Annotated in this window: 20 protein-coding genes and 1 tRNA gene; 7 read left to right on the top strand and 14 right to left on the bottom strand. The window is 68.0% G+C overall.

Translation table 11 applies throughout. The features are described from left to right. Positions 1-5 precede the first annotated feature (5 nt). The gene (locus tag ACFWHT_RS07420; protein WP_378826903.1) at positions 6-770 is read right to left on the bottom strand and encodes an SDR family oxidoreductase; all 765 of its coding nucleotides are present in this window, start codon (positions 768-770) and stop codon (positions 6-8) included. Positions 771-885: 115 nt separating this feature from the next. Here ACFWHT_RS07420 and ACFWHT_RS07415 point away from each other — a divergent pair, with 115 nt between their 5' ends. From ACFWHT_RS07415 to ACFWHT_RS07400, 4 genes are all read left to right on the top strand, one after another. Next, positions 886-1,359 (top strand): NfeD family protein, encoded by a 474-nt coding sequence (locus tag ACFWHT_RS07415; protein WP_378826900.1) that lies wholly within the window; start codon positions 886-888, stop codon positions 1,357-1,359. 8 nt (positions 1,360-1,367) lie between these two features. Continuing rightward, a complete protein-coding gene (locus ACFWHT_RS07410) occupies positions 1,368-2,297 on the top strand; it encodes an SPFH domain-containing protein (protein WP_378826898.1) in 930 nt (309 codons plus the stop codon). After that, positions 2,294-3,061: a glycerophosphodiester phosphodiesterase family protein gene (locus tag ACFWHT_RS07405; RefSeq protein ID WP_378826896.1), complete on the top strand. Its 768-nt coding sequence runs from the start codon at positions 2,294-2,296 to the stop codon at positions 3,059-3,061. Before ACFWHT_RS07410 ends, ACFWHT_RS07405 begins: the two co-directional genes overlap by 4 nt. A gap of 111 nt (positions 3,062-3,172) precedes the next feature. Continuing rightward, positions 3,173-3,556, top strand: coding sequence for an RNA polymerase-binding protein RbpA (locus ACFWHT_RS07400; RefSeq protein WP_378826894.1), 384 nt, complete (start codon positions 3,173-3,175; stop codon positions 3,554-3,556). A gap of 1 nt (position 3,557) precedes the next feature. Here ACFWHT_RS07400 and lnt read toward each other — a convergent pair whose 3' ends face one another. The 9 genes from lnt to ACFWHT_RS07355 all read right to left on the bottom strand — a co-directional run bounded on the left by lnt (position 3,558) and on the right by ACFWHT_RS07355 (position 13,247). Then, complete coding sequence (lnt, locus tag ACFWHT_RS07395) at positions 3,558-4,997, bottom strand: apolipoprotein N-acyltransferase (protein WP_378827943.1); 1,440 nt, start codon at positions 4,995-4,997, stop codon at positions 3,558-3,560. Positions 4,998-5,086: 89 nt separating this feature from the next. After that, entirely contained in the window at positions 5,087-7,570 is a 2,484-nt protein-coding gene (locus ACFWHT_RS07390) for a DEAD/DEAH box helicase (RefSeq protein ID WP_378826892.1), read from the bottom strand. After that, positions 7,567-8,328, bottom strand: coding sequence for a twin-arginine translocase subunit TatC (tatC, locus tag ACFWHT_RS07385; RefSeq protein ID WP_378826890.1), 762 nt, complete (start codon positions 8,326-8,328; stop codon positions 7,567-7,569). Before tatC ends, ACFWHT_RS07390 begins: the two co-directional genes overlap by 4 nt. Positions 8,329-8,390: 62 nt before the next feature. Continuing rightward, a complete protein-coding gene (tatA, locus tag ACFWHT_RS07380; RefSeq protein WP_378826888.1) occupies positions 8,391-8,627 on the bottom strand; it encodes a Sec-independent protein translocase subunit TatA in 237 nt (78 codons plus the stop codon). Between the two features lie 29 nt (positions 8,628-8,656). After that, positions 8,657-9,661: a helix-turn-helix transcriptional regulator gene (locus tag ACFWHT_RS07375; protein WP_378826886.1), complete on the bottom strand. Its 1,005-nt coding sequence runs from the start codon at positions 9,659-9,661 to the stop codon at positions 8,657-8,659. Then, positions 9,658-10,653, bottom strand: a complete 996-nt coding sequence (locus ACFWHT_RS07370) for a helix-turn-helix transcriptional regulator (protein WP_378826884.1) — start codon at positions 10,651-10,653, stop codon at positions 9,658-9,660. The genes ACFWHT_RS07375 and ACFWHT_RS07370 overlap by 4 nt, the downstream gene beginning before the upstream one ends. Then, on the bottom strand, positions 10,650-11,552 hold the full coding sequence (locus ACFWHT_RS07365; RefSeq protein ID WP_378826882.1) for a hypothetical protein: 903 nt from the start codon (positions 11,550-11,552) through the stop codon (positions 10,650-10,652). The genes ACFWHT_RS07370 and ACFWHT_RS07365 overlap by 4 nt, the downstream gene beginning before the upstream one ends. A gap of 10 nt (positions 11,553-11,562) precedes the next feature. After that, positions 11,563-12,573 carry a tRNA (adenine-N1)-methyltransferase gene (locus ACFWHT_RS07360; protein WP_378826879.1) on the bottom strand — a complete coding sequence of 337 codons (1,011 nt, stop codon included), beginning with the start codon at positions 12,571-12,573 and terminating at the stop codon, positions 11,563-11,565. Continuing rightward, a complete protein-coding gene (locus ACFWHT_RS07355) occupies positions 12,570-13,247 on the bottom strand; it encodes an HAD family hydrolase (protein WP_378826877.1) in 678 nt (225 codons plus the stop codon). Before ACFWHT_RS07355 ends, ACFWHT_RS07360 begins: the two co-directional genes overlap by 4 nt. 94 nt (positions 13,248-13,341) lie before the next feature. Here ACFWHT_RS07355 and ACFWHT_RS07350 point away from each other — a divergent pair, with 94 nt between their 5' ends. Next, complete coding sequence (locus ACFWHT_RS07350; RefSeq protein ID WP_378826875.1) at positions 13,342-14,184, top strand: PAC2 family protein; 843 nt, start codon at positions 13,342-13,344, stop codon at positions 14,182-14,184. A gap of 5 nt (positions 14,185-14,189) precedes the next feature. On the opposite strand, the gene ACFWHT_RS07345 is transcribed toward ACFWHT_RS07350, so the two are convergent. After that, entirely contained in the window at positions 14,190-15,020 is an 831-nt protein-coding gene (locus ACFWHT_RS07345; RefSeq protein WP_378826873.1) for an undecaprenyl-diphosphate phosphatase, read from the bottom strand. Between the two features lie 47 nt (positions 15,021-15,067). After that, a complete protein-coding gene (locus ACFWHT_RS07340) occupies positions 15,068-16,363 on the bottom strand; it encodes a M20/M25/M40 family metallo-hydrolase (RefSeq protein ID WP_378826871.1) in 1,296 nt (431 codons plus the stop codon). A 110-nt stretch (positions 16,364-16,473) separates the two neighbouring features. On the opposite strand from ACFWHT_RS07340, the gene ACFWHT_RS07335 reads away from it, so the two are divergent. After that, a tRNA-Leu gene (locus tag ACFWHT_RS07335) sits at positions 16,474-16,558 on the top strand. A gap of 78 nt (positions 16,559-16,636) precedes the next feature. Here the strand turns inward: ACFWHT_RS07335 and ACFWHT_RS07330 are convergent. Together ACFWHT_RS07330 and ACFWHT_RS07325 are read right to left on the bottom strand one after the other, a co-directional pair. Next, positions 16,637-17,890 carry a tyrosine-type recombinase/integrase gene (locus ACFWHT_RS07330; RefSeq protein ID WP_378826870.1) on the bottom strand — a complete coding sequence of 418 codons (1,254 nt, stop codon included), beginning with the start codon at positions 17,888-17,890 and terminating at the stop codon, positions 16,637-16,639. Positions 17,891-17,920: 30 nt separating this feature from the next. Beyond that, positions 17,921-18,487: a helix-turn-helix domain-containing protein gene (locus ACFWHT_RS07325; protein ID WP_378826868.1), complete on the bottom strand. Its 567-nt coding sequence runs from the start codon at positions 18,485-18,487 to the stop codon at positions 17,921-17,923. A gap of 43 nt (positions 18,488-18,530) precedes the next feature. Between ACFWHT_RS07325 and ACFWHT_RS07320 the strand changes: the two genes are divergently transcribed. Beyond that, positions 18,531-18,800 (top strand): helix-turn-helix domain-containing protein, encoded by a 270-nt coding sequence (locus ACFWHT_RS07320; RefSeq protein ID WP_378826865.1) that lies wholly within the window; start codon positions 18,531-18,533, stop codon positions 18,798-18,800. Positions 18,801-18,810: the final 10 nt, after the last annotated feature.

The raw sequence follows: 18,810 nt of genomic DNA, 5'->3' as shown, positions 1-18,810 counted from the left end.
GCCGGTCACTCTCGGGCGAAGTCCGAGGTGTCGCCGATCAGTCGGGTGTTGTCTGCTGGAATCGGGTCGAGCGCGGCCTGAGCGACCTCGGCCGCGAACTCCGAAACGTTGTAGAGCTTGCCCGCCGACTCGCGACGTCCTGCGATCGCGCCGGGATTCGCACGCTCGAGAAGGGTGGCCGTGATCGTCCCCTCGATCATGTCTCCCGAGACGACGGTGAGCCCGATGCCCTTCTCTGCCAGCCCGGGGATGAGCTCGCGCAGCGCGTCCTCGCCGGCGCGCTTCGACTTCGCGACCGGCTCGTACTCGGGCATCGTGGGGGTCGTTCGGATGAAGTGCGCCTGGTGACTCGTCACGAAGACGACACGCGAGCCGTCTCCCATCAGCGGCTCGGCCGCCTGCAGCGCGCCGACCTGAGCGTCACGGTTGAGCTTGAGCGCGTAGTCCTCCGCCATGCCGGCCTCCATGCCGCCGGATGCGTTGAGCACGAGGATGTCGAGGCGCCCGAACTCCTCGCGCACGCGGTCGAACATCGCCGAGACGGACGCGGGGTCGGTCAGGTCGGCACCGACGACGAGCGCCCGGCGTCCGAGAGCGCGCAGTTCGGTCGCAAGCTTCTCGGCGCGCGGCGCCTTGTTGCGGTAGTTGATGACGACGTCCGCACCGGCCTCGGCGAAATAGCGGACGGTGTCGGCGCCGATCCCTCGCGACGAGCCGGTGACGAGTGCCACTTTGCCGTCGAGGGATCCGGCGGGGAGAACCTGGGTCATTCCTGACTCCTCGTGGTGCGCGGATGGATCGCACGGATGGCGACCTCCCAACCCTACAACGCACGCCAGTCCGGCCACGGGCCGGCGCGTGATAGGTTGACCGCAAGGAGGGGCGATGGACGGTTCAGCGGCGTTGATGGCGGGGATCGAGCAGTGGGCCTGGATCGGCTGGCTCGTGCTCATCGCCGTCTTCCTGGTCATCGAGATGATGACCCTCGACTTCACGTTCCTCATGCTGTCGTTCGGCGGCGCTGTCGGGCTGGTCACCGACCTCGTGGGGCTGCCACTGTGGGCGCAGGTCATCATCGCCGCGGTCGCGGCCGCGGGCTTCATCTTCTTCCTGCGACCGCCGCTGCTGCACCGGCTGCGACGCGGCGAGGACCCCACGAAATCCAACGTCGAAGCGCTTCTCGACCTGCACGGCACCGCTCTTCAGGACATCACCCAGGTGTCGGGCCAGGTCAAGCTCAGCAACGGCGACACCTGGACGGCGCGCAGCGCCGATGGCATCCCGATCCTTCAGGGCCACCGTGTGACCGTCGCCGAGATCAGCGGCGCGACCGCCCTCGTCCGCCCCGTCACCGAATAGGAGCACAGATGGACGACTCCTCGTTCCTCCCCGCCGCCATCGCCTGGATCCTTGCGATCGCGGTGATCATCTTCGTGCTGGTCACGATCGCGCGATCCATCCGGATCATCCCGCAGGCGACTGCGGGCATCGTCGAGCGCCTGGGGCGATATCACAAGACCCTGGCCCCCGGCCTGAACCTGCTGGTGCCGTTCATCGACCGCCTCCGGCCGCTGATCGACATGCGCGAGCAGGTCGTGTCGTTCCCGCCGCAGCCCGTGATCACCGAGGACAACCTGGTCGTCTCGATCGACACCGTCGTGTACTTCCAGGTGACGGATGCCAGGGCCGCGACCTACGAGATCGCCAACTACCTCGGTGCCGTCGAGCAGCTGACGACGACCACACTGCGCAACGTCGTCGGTGGCCTGAACCTCGAAGAGGCCCTCACCAGCCGCGACAACATCAACGGCCAGCTCCGCGTGGTGCTCGACGAGGCGACCGGCAAATGGGGCATCCGTGTCTCGCGCGTCGAGCTGAAGGCGATCGACCCGCCCGTCTCGATCCAGGACTCCATGGAGAAGCAGATGCGCGCGGAACGCGACCGGCGCGCCGCCATTCTGACCGCCGAGGGCTCCAAGCAATCCCAGATCCTCGAGGCGGAGGGCCAGCGGCAGGCCGCGATCCTGAAGGCCGAGGGCGACAAGCAGGCCGCTGTGCTCCGCGCCCAGGGTGAGGCGGAGGCGATCCAGAACGTCTTCACCGCGATCCACCAGGGTCAGCCCGACGACAAGCTGCTCGCCTACCAGTACCTGCAGATGCTGCCGAAGATCAGCGAGAGCGAGTCCAGCAAGCTCTGGATCATCCCCAGCGAGCTGACCGAGGCGCTGAAGGGCATCGGATCCGCCTTCACGCCGCGCCCCGGAACCACGCCCGACGGCTCGCAGCACCCGGCGTGACCCATCCGTATCTCGTCGGAACCCGGCATCCCCGAGTCCTCGCCCACCGCGGCCTCGTAAGCACAGCGGGCGGGGACTCGGCCGTCTGGGAGAACACCGCCGCCGCGTTCGCGGCCGCGCATGCCGCCGGGGTCGAGTACATCGAGACCGATTGTCAGCTGACCGCGGACGGCGACGTGGTGCTCTTCCACGACGACACCCTGGAGCGGGTGGCGTCCGACTCCCGTCGGGTCTGCGATGTGCGCACCGCCGAGCTGACCGAGCTGTTCGCCGATCACGGCGGGCTGCTGACGGTCGCCGACGCTCTCGACGCCTTTCCCGACACCCGGTTCAACATCGACGTCAAGACACCGGCCGCGGCGGAGCCCATCGGCGCACTGCTCGCGCCGCACACCGACCGTGTACTCGTCACCAGCTTCTCTGACCGCACTCGACGGGCAGCCGTCGACGCCACGATGCGCGCCGGCGCAGCGCACCGGCCCGCCACCTCGGGCGGCCGCGCCACCATCCTCGCCGTCCGCTCGCTGACCACGCTGCGCCTCTCCCCCGCGCACGCGCTGAAGGACATCGACGCCCTGCAGATCCCCGAGCGCCATGGCGGCGTCCGCATCGTCACACCGGCGCTGCTGCGCGCCGCGGCCCGCTGCGCCGTCGAAGTGCATGTCTGGACGATCAACGATCCGGAGCAGATGCAGCGACTCGTGCGTGCCGGCGCCGACGGGATCGTGACCGATCGCGCAGATCTGGCCCTGCGCACGCTCTGATCCCTTCCGTGGGCGCTGGGATTCCCCTGTGAGTTCGACGCGGAAGTCGCCGCTGTGGATGAAGCGCACAGGCGCGAACGTTATACCTGACAGCGACGAGAGGACCACACAATGGCAGATCGCAGCCTTCGCGGCATCCGACTGGGTGCCCAGAGCCTTCAGAGCGAGGAGGGCGTCGTCTTCATGGAACGGCGCGCCACTTCGTACAAGTGCGACACGTGCGGCCACGAGACGACCCTGATGTTCGCCGCCGATGCAGAACCGCCGCAGACCTGGGAGTGCCGCAGCTGCGGTGCCGAGGCGCGACTGGAGGTCGACGGCGCACCTGTCCAGCTCGAGAACACCGACGAGAAGGCGGCACGCACGCACTGGGACATGCTGCTGGAGCGTCGCACCCGCGAAGAGCTCGAGGAGCTCCTCGCCGACCGGCTCGCCTACGTGCGCGCCCGCCGCGGCGCCGGCGACGACCCGACCAGGGAGCGCATCGGCGCCTGACTCAGCGTCGCCGCCGTGCGGACAGGCCGGCGGCGATCAGCGTCGCAGGGCCACCGACGAGCAGCAGCAACTGCAGCCACGGTCCCAGCAGCACCCCCGCCGTGAGGCCGGATCGCAACTCGACATCCTCGAGCAGCGATCCGGCCTCATTCGCGTCGAGGGACGAGACCGTCGAGCCGTCGGGGCGGATGATCTGGCTCGTGCCCACCGTCGAAACGTTCACGACGCTGCGACCGGTCTCGATCGCCCGCATCCGGGCGAAGGCCAGCTGCTGGAGATTCTCGTCCGTCCCCCGGAAGTCCGCGTTGTTCGTCTGGAAAACGAGAACCTGCGCCCCCGCCGCCACACCTTCGCGGATGACCTCGTCGTAGATCACGTCGAAGCAGATCGCGAGTCCCACTCCGATGCCGTCCACGTTCACCACCGGCGGGTTGGAACCCGGCGTGTACTCGCGCTGGAGCAGGCCGATCAGATCGGGCGCGAGCGCGTTGAAGAAGTCGCGGTTCGGAACGTACTCGCCGAACGGCACCGGATGCCGTTTGTCGTGCAGCTGATCTGCGGTTCCCTCGGCCGTCCAGAGGAACGAGGTGTTGAAGATGTCGCGACCGCGCTCAGTGGCGCTGTTGGCGAGGAGCGGTGCGTCGACCGATGTGACGACGCGCGTCAGCCGACGGGCCGTCGCCGGATCCTGGAACGGATCGTAATCGACGCCGCCCTCGGGCCAGACGACCAAGTCGACCTGCTCGCCGTAGAGCGGCCGGGTCGCCTCCGTCTGCGCGTCGATCACGCCGTACTGCTCGCGCTCGTCGAAGTAGCCGGTCGTGCCGTTGCCCTGCACGGCCGCGATGCGCATCGACCCGGAGTGCACCGTAGGGAACAGCGGGGTGAACAGCAGGACCAGCACGGTGACAGCGGGCGCGATCAGTGTGGGGATGCGCCGCCAGGTGCGTCCTCGGATCACCTCCACCAGCAACGCGACCACGAAGACCATCAGGAACGACAGCCCGCTGACGCCCAGCCATGAGACGACGGGCGCGAACGGGCCCTCGGCCTGCGTCATCCCCAGCCGCGCCCAGGGAAAGCCCCCGTACGGCCAATTGCCGAGGAACAGCTCCTGCACCGTCCACAGCGCAGCGACCGTCAAGGGAAGCACGATGGTCCGGCTGCCCGGCCAGGCGCGCGGCAGCCACCGGTAGGCCAGCGCCACCGGCAGCAGCGCGATCGCCATGAGCACGCCTTCGACGACCGTCAGCGCGAGCCAGGGAACCGGGCCGAGATAGCGCGCCGTCCACGAGACGAGGAGCGAGAAGAAGATCAGCCCGAAGACACCGCTGACGAGCAGGGCGCTGCGCAACCGTCGGCCGTCCAGGGCGACGAGCATCATCCCGACCGCTATGGGCGCAAGCGGCCAGATCGCCGCAGATGGGACGGACAGGTCCATGAGCACGCCTGCCAGCGCCGCCAGCCAGAGGGCGAGCCAGAGCGGCACCGGCGGGCGCACCGAACGCCCTCGTCCTTCGACGGTCACGCTCACACCGCCGCGTAGGCGACGATGCCGCGACGCACGCCGTCCAGTGCTCGTCGTGCCGTGCGGGCCAGTTCGTCGTCCTCGGCGACGATCGAAAGCTGATCGAGCAGATCGATCGTCTGCTTCGCCCAGCGCACGAAATCCCCCGCAGCCATGTCCGCATCCACCAGCACGCGGTCCAGCGAGCCGCCGCGCGCCCAGGCGTGCATCGCCGCCGCCAACCCGGGCGCGAGCGGCTCCGTGCGCGGAAGGGCGTACGTGTGCTCGATGTCATCAAGCTCCGCCCAGAGGCGGGTCGTCGCATCGTACGCGATCCGGAACGCGCCGCGCGGCAGGCCCCGCTCCCCCGCGTTCTGCTCGTCCCGGCGCGGCTCGTACACGAGGCAACTGGCCATCGCCGCGAGCGACGGGGCATCCAGACTCCGCCAGAGCCCTGACCGCAGCGCCTCGGCCACCAGCAGATCCCGCTCGCCGTAGATGCGTCGCATGGTGCGGCCCGCTTCGGTCAGGAGCAGGTCGTCGCCCTCACCCGAGAGGTAGTCGACGACCTGGAGCACGTCGATCACGCGATCGAACGTACGGGCCACCGTCCCCGTGCGGGTCTCGATCTGCTTGCGGATTCGGTCCGTGTCGCGCTTGAGCCGGAAGTAGCGCTCCGCCCAGCGGGCGTGATCCTCACGGTCGGGACAGCCGTGACAGCCGTGACAGCCGTGCCGCTGCATTCTGCCGCGCAGCGACTGGATCTTGCGCATCCGCTTCTCGCGGGCGACGCGCGGTCCACCGGCGTCACGACGGTTCTTCTTCTCGAGGTCGCTGAGCTCCCGACGGATCGCGGCGTAGTCCGCGAAGTCGCCGTGATCGCACTGCATCGCCTTCAGATAGCCCTGCAGCGACTCCTCCGCGTCCTTCACCTTCCTGGCGAGTCCGACGACTGCCCGATCGGCCTGGAACTGAGCGAAGGAGGATTCCAGGATCTCGCGCGCTCGCGTGCGACCGAACCGGTCGATGAGGTTGACCGCCATGTTGTAGGTGGGCCGGAAGCTCGAGTTCAGCGGATACGTTCGCCGTGAGGCGAGAGAGGCCACCGCCTGCGGGTCCATTCCCTCGGTCCACTGCACGACCGCATGGCCTTCGACGTCGATGCCACGGCGCCCCGCGCGGCCGGTGAGCTGGGTGTACTCCCCCGAGGTGATGGCGACCCTGGCCTCGCCGTTGAACTTCTCCATCTTCTCAAGAACCACCGTGCGCGCGGGCATGTTGATGCCCAGCGCGAGGGTCTCGGTGGCGAAGACGACCTTGACGAGCTTGCGCTGGAACAGTTCCTCCACGACCTCCTTGAAGGCGGGCAGGAGTCCGGCGTGGTGTGACGCGATGCCGCGCTCGAGATCGTCGCGCCATTCCCAGAAGCCGAGCACGTCCAGATCCTCGTCCTGCAGGGACCGGGTGCGCTCGGTGACGATCTCGCGGATCTCGGCCCGCTCCTCCTGGCTGGTCAGGCGGATGCCGGCACGGCGCACCTGCTGCACGGCGGCGTCGCAACCGACCCGGCTGAAGATGAAGAAGATCGCCGGGAGGAGGTTGGAGCGCTCCAGCAGCCGCACGACCTCCGGCCGGTCCATCCGCTCGATGCGGCGCATGTTCGATGCCCGAACGGGTCTCTTGCCGCCCCGGGGCGGGCGCTGCGCCTGGCGGCCGGCGTGCCTGTTGCTGCTGTACTCCTGTGCACGGCGGTTGCTCTCATAGCGCGATCCGGTGAAGGAGCGGATGCGGAACAGCTCCTGATTCACCTGAGCCGTGGCCACTCCCGCCCGATCGTCGAAGAGCGGCAGCAGGTCGTCCCGCACCAGCACATGCTGCTCGAGGGGCACGGGACGTGTCTCGGAGACGATCACGTCGGTGTCGCCGCGCACCGTGTCCAGCCAGTCGCCGAACTCCTCGGCGTTGGACACGGTCGCGCTCAGCGAGATGAGTCGGACGGCCATCGGGAGGTGCAGGATGACCTCCTCCCAGACCGGACCCCGGAAGCGGTCCGCGAGGTAGTGCACCTCATCCATGACGACGTAGCGCAGCCCGCGCAGCGCGTCGGAATCCGCGTACAGCATGTTCCGCAGCACCTCGGTGGTCATCACCACGATGCGCGCGCCGCCGTTGATGTTGGTGTCGCCGGTGAGCAGCCCGACCTGGTCGGCGCCGTACACGTCCACCAGCTCACGGAACTTCTGATTGGACAACGCCTTCATGGGCGTCGTGTAGAACGCCTTGTCGGTGTCCGTCTGCATCGCGAGATGGATCGCGAACTCACCCACGATGGTCTTGCCGGCGCCCGTGGGCGCCGCGACCAGCACACTGCGTCCGCGCTCGAGCGACTGGCAGGCATCCACCTGGAACGGGTCCAGCTCGAAGCGCTGCCGCTCTGCGAACGCCTGCGTCTGAGGGTGCTGCGCGGCTGACCGGGCGGCCGCGTAGCGCTCAGACGGCGAACTCATGCCACCGCTGCGTCAGGGTCGAGCCCGGCCGCGACCTGCCGCTTGCGCTTACGACGATCGAAGAGCAGTGAGAGCCCGGCGGCCGCGAAATACAGCACCGTGAGCATGCCTGCGAGCATCAGCATGCTCACCACATCGGCGGCGGGAGTGGCCAGCGCTGCGAAGGTGCACGCGATGAGCACCGCGATACGCCAGCCCTTGAGGATGGCGCGTCCCGACATGATCCCCGCGAAGTTCAGCGCCACGAGGAACACAGGAAGGACAAAGGCCACGCCGATGACCATCATCATCTTGAACACGAAGTCGTAGTACTGCCGAGCCGTGTAGAGGTTCTGGCCTCCCTCGGGAGTGAAGGTCGCCATCAGCTCGATCACGTGCGGCACGACCAGCGTCCCCACGTAGCAGCCCGCGAAGAACAACGGGAGAGCCGCACCGAGGAATCCGAGTGTGTACCGGATCTCCTTGCGGGTGAGTCCTGGCATGATGAACGCCCAGATCTGCCACATCCAGATCGGTGCCGACAGGAAGAGCCCGATCGAGAAGGCCATGCGCATGCGCAGGTCGAACGGAGAGGTCACCGAGTCGAAGGTCAGAGCGACCAGCTGATCGCTCTCCTCCGCGACCTTGTTGATGGGCTCCGTGATGAACGCGATGAGCGGATCGGTGACGATGAACGCCACAATCATCCCGGCGAGAAGCCCTGCCGCGGCGATCAGGAGTCGGTTACGGAATTCGCGAAGGTGCTCACCCAGCGACATGCGCCGCTCGGTGCGAGGTTCTCGTCCTTTCGCGGTGCTGGAGTCTACCGCCACGACGTCACTCAGGCGGTGCGATCAGGGCCGGTCTTCGTATCCGGCGTGCTGTCCGCGTCGTTCACGTCGGCCGCGTCCTGGGCAGCGCTCTTGTCTTCTTCGCGCATCGCCTTCATCTCACCCTTAAACACGCGGGCGGACTGACCCATGCTCTTCGCGAGAGCGGGCAGCTTCGCCGCGCCGAAGAGCAGAAGGATGACGACGAGGAGGATGACCAGGTGCCAGCCATTGAGATTACCGAGCATCAAGCTCTCCTAGGATCGATGGATTTGGTTCAGTCTACCCGGGCGGAGCGCGCATCGGGCACGTTGTACAGCTCGAGCGCGGCAGACGCCCATTCCCGGCTCGTCCTGCGCGCGATCGGCGGGTCCAGCACCTCCATCGCACCGCCGAAGCGAGCGGCGATCCGCTTGATACCGCGCGGGTCCGCCATGCTGATCCCCAGCGTCACCGTGCCGTCTTCGTGCACGGACTCGTCGTCGCGTGAGGCCTCGTCCAGCGAGAAGCCGTCGAGCAGAGGGACGAGGCGCTCGGGTATCCGCACCGTCACGCGGCCGACGACCTCGTCGCCTCCGAACTCGGTGGGAACCGCCGCGTCCGCGTGCGTGATCGCGATGTCGGTGAGACGCGGTTCGCTCACTCTGTCGAGGTGGAAGGTGCGCATGGCCTGACGGAGATGACACCAGCCCTGCAGGTACCACTGGCCGTTCGTGATGAGGATCTGCATCGGGTCCACGGTGCGGGTGGTGGCCTCGGCATCCGGTGCCTGGTACTGGAACGACACGGCGACGCCCTCGTGCAACCCACGCGAGACCACGTTCTGCACCTCGGTGACCTCGACCGGAGCGACCACGAGGTCCGGGGGCGCGCCCGCAGAACCGCGGGAGAGCTTGGCCATGAGACCGGCGACCAGACCCGAGTCCGCCACGGCCGGCACGGCGGCGACCGTCTGCAGCCCGGCCAGCAGCGCGGCGGCCTCTCGCGCGGTGAAGCGGGGCACGCGGCGCAGTGCCACGTCATTCGTGATCTCGATGACGTCGTGCTCGTCGAGCAGATCCCAGTCGATGTCGAACATCTCCTGCGGAAGCTGCCAGTAGCCCGAATCGCCCGGCAGGCCGATCACGGTCAGCTTCTCGACCATCGTCCGCATCTCGCTCGCCGTCACGCCGAACTCCGCCGCCGCCTCGTCGAGGGTCACCTGCCCGCGCTCCAGCAGATAGGGCACGAGCGTGAGGTAGAGACGCACGCGATCGGCGGCGAGCAGCGGCGCGGCGCTCATACGAGAGTCTCCTCATCGGGATGTGCCTGGACGATCGCACGAAGACGCTCGATCACGCTGTCGCGCAGGTCGACCGGCTCGACCACGCGCACCTCCGGGCCGTACGTCGCCAGCTCATCCGCGAAGATGTGCCTGTCGACGTACGGGACGCGCACTCCCTGCACGGCGGGGGTCGCACGGCGGCCCAGACGCAGCGCCGCCTCCGTGCCGGGGGTCACTTCGAGAAGGGCGCTCTGCGCAGCGGCGACGGCGGCGAGCCCGGCCAGGGCCCGATCGGTCGCACCGTCTCGCAGCGCGGGGTCGAAGGTCTGGCCCGTCACCTTCACGTCGCTCACGATCCTGCTCAGCAGGAACGTCCGCTCGGCATCGGCGTCGATGTCGAATCCGAACACGTGCCAGCGGGCCTCGTATTCGACGAGGGCCAGGGGCCGGATCCGGCGCCGGGTGGGAGCAGCCTCCCCCGGTTTGAGGTATTCGAACACCACCACGCGGCCGCGCTCGATGCCTTCCTGAAGAGCGGGAAAGGCGGCGTCGCGCACGCTGATCCGCGGTGCGAAGCCGATGATCGGCTCGTCGCCGTCGATCCCGAGGGCGCGGATCTTCCGCACGCCGGCCTGCGCGTCGGACGAGACCGACTCACTGCTCCAGACGCTTCCCGCCAGCCGCAGCACCGCAAGCTCGGCAGCGGTGAACTCGATGTCGGCGGGAAGGTCGTACTCGGCCTGCGGGATGCGATAGCGCGCTTCGCGCAGATCGTGCGGGTCGGTCGGATCGCCGATGGTCTCGACGGGCATGCCCAGGGCACGCAACTCGTCCTTGTCGCGCTCGAACATCTTCTCCAGCGCATCCGGCTTGGCGCCGGCGTCGACACGCTGCCGGTAACCGGAGACGTTGTCGATGATCTGCTGCTTGGTCAGCCCGATCTCCGTGGCCATGAGCGCCACGACGAGATTCGTCAGGCGCTCGACGGCGGGGATCTGCGAGGGCGTCATCCCTGGATCAGCTCCGGCGGGACGATCCCGACCACGTCGACGACGTACGCGGTCGCGCCGTCGTCGCCGGGAACGACGACGAGCAGCTGAGAGCCGACGGTCGCCTTCGCGACCTCCTCCATCACGGATGCCGGAAGCGCGTCGGCCTGGAAGACCGCGCCGCTGTCCCAGGACGTACCGGTCACCGTGCGGTCGGTCCAGTTCACGGCCGTGTACTGCAGCATCGCGCGGCCGTCGCCCACCTCCGGGCCTTCTCCTTCGATGAGGGTCTGGTGCACCAGCTTCTCGGGCGCGGTGGCGTCGGGGATGATGATGCCGGGGCGGCCGTCCGCTGCGCGGACCACCGTCGGCAGACCGCGTGCGTCGTTGAAGACGTCGCGACCGCGCGCGCGATCCAGCCCGACGTACTGGATGTCGTAGACGCCGACGACGCTGCCCGCCTCGTCGACGCCCAGCTGAGCAGCCATGCCCTCCGGCAGATCCTTCACCGGAACGGCCACCGCCACGCGGCTGCCCTCACGGGCGCACTTCAGCGCCGCGCCGGCACCCGGCAGGCTCTCATCGGCGCTCTTCGGGGTCGACACCGTGATGCTCGGGTTCGACTGCCGGCCATCGGCGCCGTCGACGAGGACGAACGTCGTGATCATCGTCTGATTCTCCGAGGAGACCACCGGCCCCTCGCCCACGACGAGATCGTCGTAGATCGTCTCAGCGGTGTCGACGGGTGCGGTGAGGCTCAGGGACGGCGCACCGATGTCACCGCTCGAGGTCACGGACATCTGGAGTGCGGCCGACTCGTCGCGCACGCAGTCCGCCCCGGCGCCGGGCGCGACGGAGCATCCCGTCAGGGCGAGAGCGGACAGGGCGATGGCGGCGACGGCCGCGGTCGTTTTACGCACGCGCCCCAGTCTATTCCGAAGCGGTGTCGCCCTCGCGCGACGCGGCCGCGACCCGCGCGCCGCTCGCCGCCTTCTGCGCCTCCCGCACGCGCTTGCGCAGATTCTTGTCGGTGATCTCGCGGTCGCCGACCGCGCCCGGCGTCCACAGCTCCACGTCCTCGTCCCCGTAGCTGGACTTGGAGGCGCGACGACGCACCTCAGGAGGAATCGCTCCCGGCGCGAGACGACGCGCGGTGAGCAGGAAGCCGGTGTGCGCGACCATCCGGTGATCCGGCCGCACGGCGAGTCCCTCGACGTGCCAGCCGCGCACCATCGTCTCCGATGCATCCGGCTCGGTGAACAGGCCCGTCCCGCGGATGTACTCCGCGACGCGCGAGAGCTGCGTCGCGGTGGCGATGTAGCAGAGCACGACGCCACCGGGAGTCAGGGCGTCGGCGACGACGTCGATGCACTCCCACGGTGCGAGCATGTCGAGCACCACACGGTCGACGGTGCCCGCCTCGAACTGCTCCGGCAGCTGCTCGGCGAGGTCGCCGACGACGACGTCCCAGCTGGCCGGAGCCTCTCCGAAGAAGGTCTCGACATTCGCTTTCGCCACCTCGGCGAAGTCCTCGCGTCGTTCGAAGGATGTCAGGTGACCGTCCTCGCCGATCGCCCGCAGCAGGGCCAGTGAGAGCGCACCGGATCCGACTCCCGCCTCGACGACGACCGCACCGGGGAAGATGTCCGCCTGCATGACGATCTGCGCGGAATCCTTCGGGTAGATGATCGCCGCGCCCCGCGGCATCGACATCGCGAAGTCCCGCAGCAGCGGGCGCAGGGCGAGATAGTCGTGTCCAGAGCTGTTCGTCGCGACCGATCCGTCGGGCAGGCCGATGAGATCGCGGTGCCGCAGAACGCCGTGGTGGGTGTGCAGCTCGCCGTCCGCCCGGAGCGTGATGGTGTGCATCCGGCCCTTGGGCCCGGTCAGCTGCACGCGGTCGCCCTCCCGGAAAGGGCCGCTGGGTCGTCTCGTGCTCATCGTGCGGTCTCCTTGGCATGGCGGCTGTGCAGCGCGCGGATGTCGGCGCTCGTCCGACCGTCGAGGCTGTGCCACAGTTCGTGGGCACCCGCGCCGTCCAGCGAGACGAGGTGCGGTACCCCGAGCGTGATCGCGCCGGAGGATGCGCCGGCTGTGACGCCGGTGACGGAATCCTCGATGACGACGGCGTCGGAGATCTCGATTCCGAGCACGTCCGCGGCGCGGAGGTAGGGATCGGGGAACGGCTTGGGTCGGGTGACCTCGTCGCCGCCTATCACGAGGTCGAATGCGCTGAAGTCGATGAGGGAGACCACCTCGAGCGCCATCCGCTTCATCGACATCGTGACCAGAGCCGTGGGGATCCCGTTCGCTCTGAGGTCGGCGAGCAGCTCGCGCGCGCCAGGGCGGAACGGCACTCCCTCGCCGCGCAGGCGCGCGGCGACGTCGTCGGTCAACCGCTGCACGATCGCCTCGGCGTCCATGTCGACTCCGCACCCCTGCAGGATCACCGCGCTGTCGATCAGACCGTTGCCGACCAGCTGCAGCGCATCGTCGTGCGTCCAGGAGCCGCCATACGACTCCACAAGCGCGGTCTCGGCGTCCATCCAATAGGGCTCGGTGTCGACGAGTGTTCCATCCATGTCCCACAGGACCGCGCTGGGCTTGGTGCTCACTGGACCCAGTCTAGCCGGGCCGCCGCCCCGGATCGGCAGCGTGAGACTAGCCTGGAGGGACACCACGCGCGAGCAGGCAACAGGAAGGGGAACGGTGGACGTTCTCGGCTCACGGATCGTCGTCACGGCCTTCGACGGCTGGAACGACGCCGGCGAAGCGGCCAGTGGCGCGATCGCCGCCCTGCGGGACTCCGGTGCCTACGAGCGGGTGCATGCGGTGGACCCGGAGCTGTACTTCGACTACCAGTACACCCGCCCTTCCACCCGCATGGATGCGACCGGACGCCGCGAGCTGCACTGGCCGGAGGCCGCGCTGTGGCGACCGGCCGTGCGCGGGCCCGGCCCGGAGATCTGGCTGCTCACCGGCTCGGAACCCGCCCGGGCCTGGCAGGCGTTCGCCACGGAGTTCATCGACGTCGCGCTGCGCGACGACGTCACCGGATTCATCACGCTGGGAGCGATGCTCTCGGACGTTCCGCACACGCGGCCCATCTCGATCTTCGCGGCGAGCCCGAACGAGCGCGTCCGCTCCGCGCACGGAGTCGACAAGTCCACGTACGAGGGCCCGGTGGGCATCCTCAGCGTGCTGGAGCACTTCGCCGAGCGCGCCGAGATCCCGACGGCGAGCCTGTGGGCGAGCGTTCCGCACTACGTCGCATCCGCCGCCCCCTCGCCGAAGGCCACACTCGCCCTGCTCGACCGACTGGAAGAGCTCACCGGCGTCGGCCCTGCGCGGGAGCATCTGCGAACCGAGGCCGCCGCCTGGGAAGCGTCGATCGACGCCGCCGCGGCCGAGGACGAGGACATGTCGGAGTACATCCGCCAGCTCGAGCAGACCCGCGACACGTGGGATTCCCCCGACGCGTCCGGCGACGCGATCGCCCAGGCCTTCGAGCGGTACCTGCGTCGTCGTGGCGACGGACGCGACAAGCGCTGACGCGGTCAGCGCGCGTCGATCACTCCCGTCGAGAGCAGCACGATGATCGCCACGCCCAGCAGGACGCGATAGACCACGAACGGCAGGAAGCTGCGCTTGGAGATCCAGTTCATGAAGAACGCGATGACACCGAGCGCGACGACGAAGGCGATGCCGGTCGCCGCGAAGGTCTCGCCCAGCCCGAAGTACTGGTCCGGGTCATCCCAGTGCTTGACGAGTTGGTAGAAGCCGCTGCCGAAGACCGCCGGGATCGCGAGCAGAAACGCGTATCGCGCGGCTGCGGCGCGCTCGTAGCCGAGGAACAGTCCCATCGTGATCGTGCCGCCCGAGCGCGAGACGCCCGGCACGAGTGCGAGCGCCTGGGCGAACCCGTAGGCGATGCCGTGCGGGTAGGTGAGGTCGCCGAGGCGGCGTCGCTTCGCGCCGAAGTGGTCGGCGATGCCGAGCAGGAGGCCGAAGGCGATCAGCATGATCGCCACCACCCACAGCGACCGCAGGACGGTCTCGATCCTGTCCTGGAAGACGAGCCCGAGCACGACGATCGGGATGCTGCCGAGGATGATCAACCAGCCCATCCGGGCATCGGGGTCGTTGCGGGGTGCCCTGCCGACGAGCGAGCGGAACCACTGCCCGATGATGCGCACGATGTCACGCCAGAAGAAGACCACCACGGCCGCCTCCGTGCCGATCTGCGTGATCGCGGTGAATGCGGCGCCGGGGTCCTCGCCCGAGGGAAGCAGCGCGCCGGCGATGCGCAGATGTGCGCTCGACGAGATCGGAAGGAACTCCGTGAGTCCCTGGATGACGCCGAGGAAGAGTGCTTCGAGCAGGTTCATGCGGTGCTTTCTGAGGGTGAAGCGTCGTGCTGCGCGACGAAGGCCGGTCAGCAGGTGCGCAGCAGGTCGGCCAGCACGCGCTGGCCGAAGACAAGCGATTCTACGGGCACGCGCTCGTCGACCCCGTGAAACATCCCGGTGAAGTCGAGGTCTGCGGGGAGCTTCAGGGGCGCGAACCCGTACCCCGTGATGCCGATGGACGCCAGCGCTTTGTTGTCGGTGCCCGCTCCCAGGAGGTACGGGATCACAGGGACCCCCGGATCGTGCCGGCCGAGCGCGGCGACCATGGCCTCGACGAGGTCGCCCGCGAAAGGCGTCTCCATGCCGATGTCGCGCACCACCGTGTGTATCTCGACGTCGTCGCCGACGATCCGCTGCAGCTCGGCGAGCACGTCCTCCTCGGTGCCGGGGATGACACGCACGTCGATGAGGGCGGACGCGGTCTCCGGAATGACGTTGTGCTTGTACCCGGCGTCCAGGACGGTCGGGTTCGCGGTCGTGCGGAAGGTGGAGCGCAGGAACGCCTCGGCGGGTCCCGCCGCAGCCGCCAGCGCGTCGGGGTCGTCGGAGGAGCGTCCGGTGAGCGTGCTGAGCCCCTCGAGCAGGGCACGCGTGGTCGGCGTGAGCCGGATCGGCCACCGGGTGCGTCCGATCGCGGCCACCGCCTCGGAGATCCGCGTGACGGCGTTGTCCTCGTGGAAGCGGCTGCCGTGCCCGGCGCGACCCTTGGCGACCAGGCGGAGCCACATGAGCGCCTTCTCCCCCACCTGCAGCAGGTAGGCGCGGTGATCGTCCACCGTGATGGAGTACCCGCCGACCTCGCTGATCGCCTCGGTGGCCCCGGCGAACCACTCGGGCCGGTCCCGGACGACCAGCGCCGACCCCTCGACGCCGCCGTTCTCCTCGTCGGCGAAGAAGGCGAGGATCAGATCGCGCTCCGGGCGCTCACCGGCTCGGAGCATGTCGGCGACCGCCGTGAGAATCATCGCGTCCATGTTCTTCATGTCGACGGCACCGCGTCCCCACAGCAGCCCATCGCGCACCTCGGCCGCGAACGGATCGACGCTCCAGTCCTCGGCGACCGCCGGGACCACATCGAGGTGCCCGTGGACGACGAGCGCAGGACGCTCGGGGTCGCGCCCGCGAACGCGCGCCATCACGTTGGTGCGACGCGGGATCGGCTCGTAGTACTCGGGCTCCAGGCCCAGAGAGGCGAGGTATGCGCCGACGTACTCTGCGGCCTCCCGCTCGCCGTTGGCACGACCGCCGCCGTAGTTCGACGTGTCGAAGCGAATGAGGTCCTGGGCGATCTGGACGACTTCGGGAAGGGGCGACTCGGGCATGTCCCCAGGCTACCGAACGCTCCTGCCACGCCCGGGCGTCGGTACGGTTCGTGACGCCCTCCCGGGCGTGCTAGAGTCATTCTTCGGTCGGCAACGACCACCCATCACCTGCGCGGGTGGCGGAATAGGTAGACGCGCTAGCTTGAGGTGCTAGTGCCCGAATAGGGCGTGGGGGTTCAAGTCCCCCCTCGCGCACGAACGAAAATCAGCCCCTGATCAGGTGTTTCAGACTCCAGATCAGGGGCTGATTTCGTTCGAAGTGCTAGAAAAGTGCTAAGCCTGTCCGAGGCTGGCGGCGAAGCGGTCGATCGCAGACCGTTGCATCGTCGGGGTGACGTGGCTGTAGATGTTCATCGTCGTTGTGATGGTCGAGTGCCCAAGGCGCTCCTGCACGACCTTCGGGTGGACGCCCATCTCCAGCAGCAGGGTCGCGTGCGTGTGGCGCAGGCCCTTGATCGTGACGCGGTGCATCGTGCTGTACTTCGCGGTGATCCACTTGATGCGGCGGTCCCAGCGGCTCGTCATTGCGTCGGGTGAGCGGAGCTTGCCGTCGTCGTCGCCGAACACGTAGGCGTCGGCCTTGCCGAGACTGAACGAGAGTTCGGCGCGGGCGACCTTGTAGGAGGCGAGCACTTTCAGGGTCTCGGCGTCGACGTCGATGACGCGGGCCGTGCCGGTCTTGGTCGGTTTGGTCTTCGTCCAGTCGTTGGTGTCGACGGCGCGGCGGATGCTGATGCGCATCGTCTTCGTGTTGATGTCGCTCCATCGCAGGGCGAGAGCTTCGCTTCGGCGCATGCCGGTGTAGGCGAACAGTCGCCAGAGAGCGAACAGCTCATCGTCGATCTCGTCGCGATCCCAGATGAGGAACAGGTTCAGCTGCTCGCCGGTCCACGTGACGATTTCGGGCTTCTGCGCGCGGACCTCGCTGGTGGTCGGGGCTTTGACGGTGCGCTTCTTCTTCGACGGGTTCACGGTGATGTGGCCGTCGTCGATCGCGGCGTCGAGGATCGCGCCGAGTACGACATGCACCTTGTGGACGCTGTTCGCTGAGAGTGGCCTGCCCTTGCCGTACTGGTCGTTGCGACCGTGGTCTTCGAGATCGCGATAGTGCCGGGCGATGCGGGTCGCGGTGAGCTTGTCGAGATGGATCGCGCCAAGCTGCGGGGTGATGTGGTTGCGGATGATCTTCTTGTAGCCCGTGATGGTCGAGGCTGCGAGCTTCAGTCCGGCAACCCATTCGTCGGCGTAGGTGCCGAGCGTGGGCACCTTGGTGCCGAACTTCTCGTTCTGTTTGCGCTGCTTCAGGGCTTCTTGCAGGGCGTCGTTCGCGTCCTCGGTGCTCGTGAATCCGGAGCGGGTGAGGCGGCGCATGCCGAGTTCCGGGTACTCGGGGTCTTTGGGTACATAGATCTGGAACCGCCACCGCTTGCCGTCTTTGGTGTCGTAATCCTGGATCGAACCGGGCTGGCGGGAGCGCGAGCGACGCGGCTTCGTCTCACTCGTGGCGTCCGTGCGTTTCGTCGTCATCTCACCTGCTCCTCTCGCTTCTCGTACGTCTTAGCTCTCGCTGAACGGGCGAGCGGCGGGGTCGAGTTCCAACAGGCGCAGGTTGGATTCTTGGAGGCGGGCACGGAAGCGCTCGATGCGTTCCTCGTAGTGCGGACGGAAGAGGTCTGCGGCCGCACCTTGTCCGGAGAGCGATTCGAGCTTGAGCTTGGCTGCTTCGATCTCGAACTGAGCGTCCTGCGCCTGCTGCTGCCAGTATGCGACCAGACCCGCTTGGGTGAGTGCCGCGTCTCCGCCGAGCCAGGCCTGCACTTCTTCGGTCGTGTGCCCGGTGGGAACGCCAGTGAACGCCGTGTCACCTTCGGGTGGTGCCAGGAGTGCGGCGGGCGTCGTTCCGAGCGCGTAGGCGATCGCGGTGAGGTCGTCCACGTCGACGCGGCGGTCGCCGAGTTCGATCTTGCTCACGCCTGAGACCGAGAGCTTTCTGCCCGCTTCGGTCAGTTTTTCCGAGAGCGAGCGCAGGTCCATGCCGATGGACTGGCGCACCTTTCGGACGTTCTGCGCGACGTAGTTGTTCGTGAGGCCGGGCGGATTGCCTCGTTGCCGTTCGTTCTCCATATAGGAAAACTACACCTCGCTACTTGACAATGCAATCCCCCGAGTGGAAGATGGTGAACATCTCATATTCGCGCGTGCGGGAACGGATGGTGTGATGATGCGGCAGAGCACTCTCGATCTGCGAGGTCGCCGCAGCCTGATCATCACACGCAAGGAAGCGGCCGAAGCCCTCGGCGCCGACCCACGCACGATCACTGCGAGTATTAACGACGGCACGATCCCCTCGGTCAAGCTCGGCCGTCGCGTTGTGATCCCGCGCGAGAAGTTCCTCGCGATGTTTGCAGAGAACGCCTCAGATCATTCCGCACATTAGGGTTGGCAAG

It is taken from the genome of Microbacterium sp. NPDC058342 (assembly GCF_042723935.1).
GTDB lineage: Bacteria > Actinomycetota > Actinomycetes > Actinomycetales > Microbacteriaceae > Microbacterium.
Note: the sequence above shows the minus strand (reverse complement) of the source record. Positions and strands in the feature narration are given on the sequence as shown.

Excerpts from the sequence above, each read along its gene's own strand:
- ACFWHT_RS07420 (WP_378826903.1), bottom strand. The coding sequence starts at position 770 with ATGACCCAGGTTCTCCCCGCCGGATCCCTCGACGGCAAAGTGGCACTC.
- ACFWHT_RS07415 (WP_378826900.1), top strand. The coding sequence starts at position 886 with ATGGACGGTTCAGCGGCGTTGATGGCGGGGATCGAGCAGTGGGCCTGG.
- ACFWHT_RS07410 (WP_378826898.1), top strand. The coding sequence starts at position 1,368 with ATGGACGACTCCTCGTTCCTCCCCGCCGCCATCGCCTGGATCCTTGCG.
- ACFWHT_RS07400 (WP_378826894.1), top strand. The coding sequence starts at position 3,173 with ATGGCAGATCGCAGCCTTCGCGGCATCCGACTGGGTGCCCAGAGCCTT.
- lnt (WP_378827943.1), bottom strand. The coding sequence starts at position 4,997 with ATGGACCTGTCCGTCCCATCTGCGGCGATCTGGCCGCTTGCGCCCATA.
- ACFWHT_RS07390 (WP_378826892.1), bottom strand. The coding sequence starts at position 7,570 with ATGAGTTCGCCGTCTGAGCGCTACGCGGCCGCCCGGTCAGCCGCGCAG.
- tatC (WP_378826890.1), bottom strand. The coding sequence starts at position 8,328 with ATGTCGCTGGGTGAGCACCTTCGCGAATTCCGTAACCGACTCCTGATC.
- tatA (WP_378826888.1), bottom strand. The coding sequence starts at position 8,627 with ATGCTCGGTAATCTCAATGGCTGGCACCTGGTCATCCTCCTCGTCGTC.
- ACFWHT_RS07375 (WP_378826886.1), bottom strand. The coding sequence starts at position 9,661 with ATGAGCGCCGCGCCGCTGCTCGCCGCCGATCGCGTGCGTCTCTACCTC.
- ACFWHT_RS07370 (WP_378826884.1), bottom strand. The coding sequence starts at position 10,653 with ATGACGCCCTCGCAGATCCCCGCCGTCGAGCGCCTGACGAATCTCGTC.
- ACFWHT_RS07360 (WP_378826879.1), bottom strand. The coding sequence starts at position 12,573 with ATGAGCACGAGACGACCCAGCGGCCCTTTCCGGGAGGGCGACCGCGTG.
- ACFWHT_RS07345 (WP_378826873.1), bottom strand. The coding sequence starts at position 15,020 with ATGAACCTGCTCGAAGCACTCTTCCTCGGCGTCATCCAGGGACTCACG.
- ACFWHT_RS07340 (WP_378826871.1), bottom strand. The coding sequence starts at position 16,363 with ATGCCCGAGTCGCCCCTTCCCGAAGTCGTCCAGATCGCCCAGGACCTC.
- ACFWHT_RS07330 (WP_378826870.1), bottom strand. The coding sequence starts at position 17,890 with ATGACGACGAAACGCACGGACGCCACGAGTGAGACGAAGCCGCGTCGC.
- ACFWHT_RS07325 (WP_378826868.1), bottom strand. The coding sequence starts at position 18,487 with ATGGAGAACGAACGGCAACGAGGCAATCCGCCCGGCCTCACGAACAAC.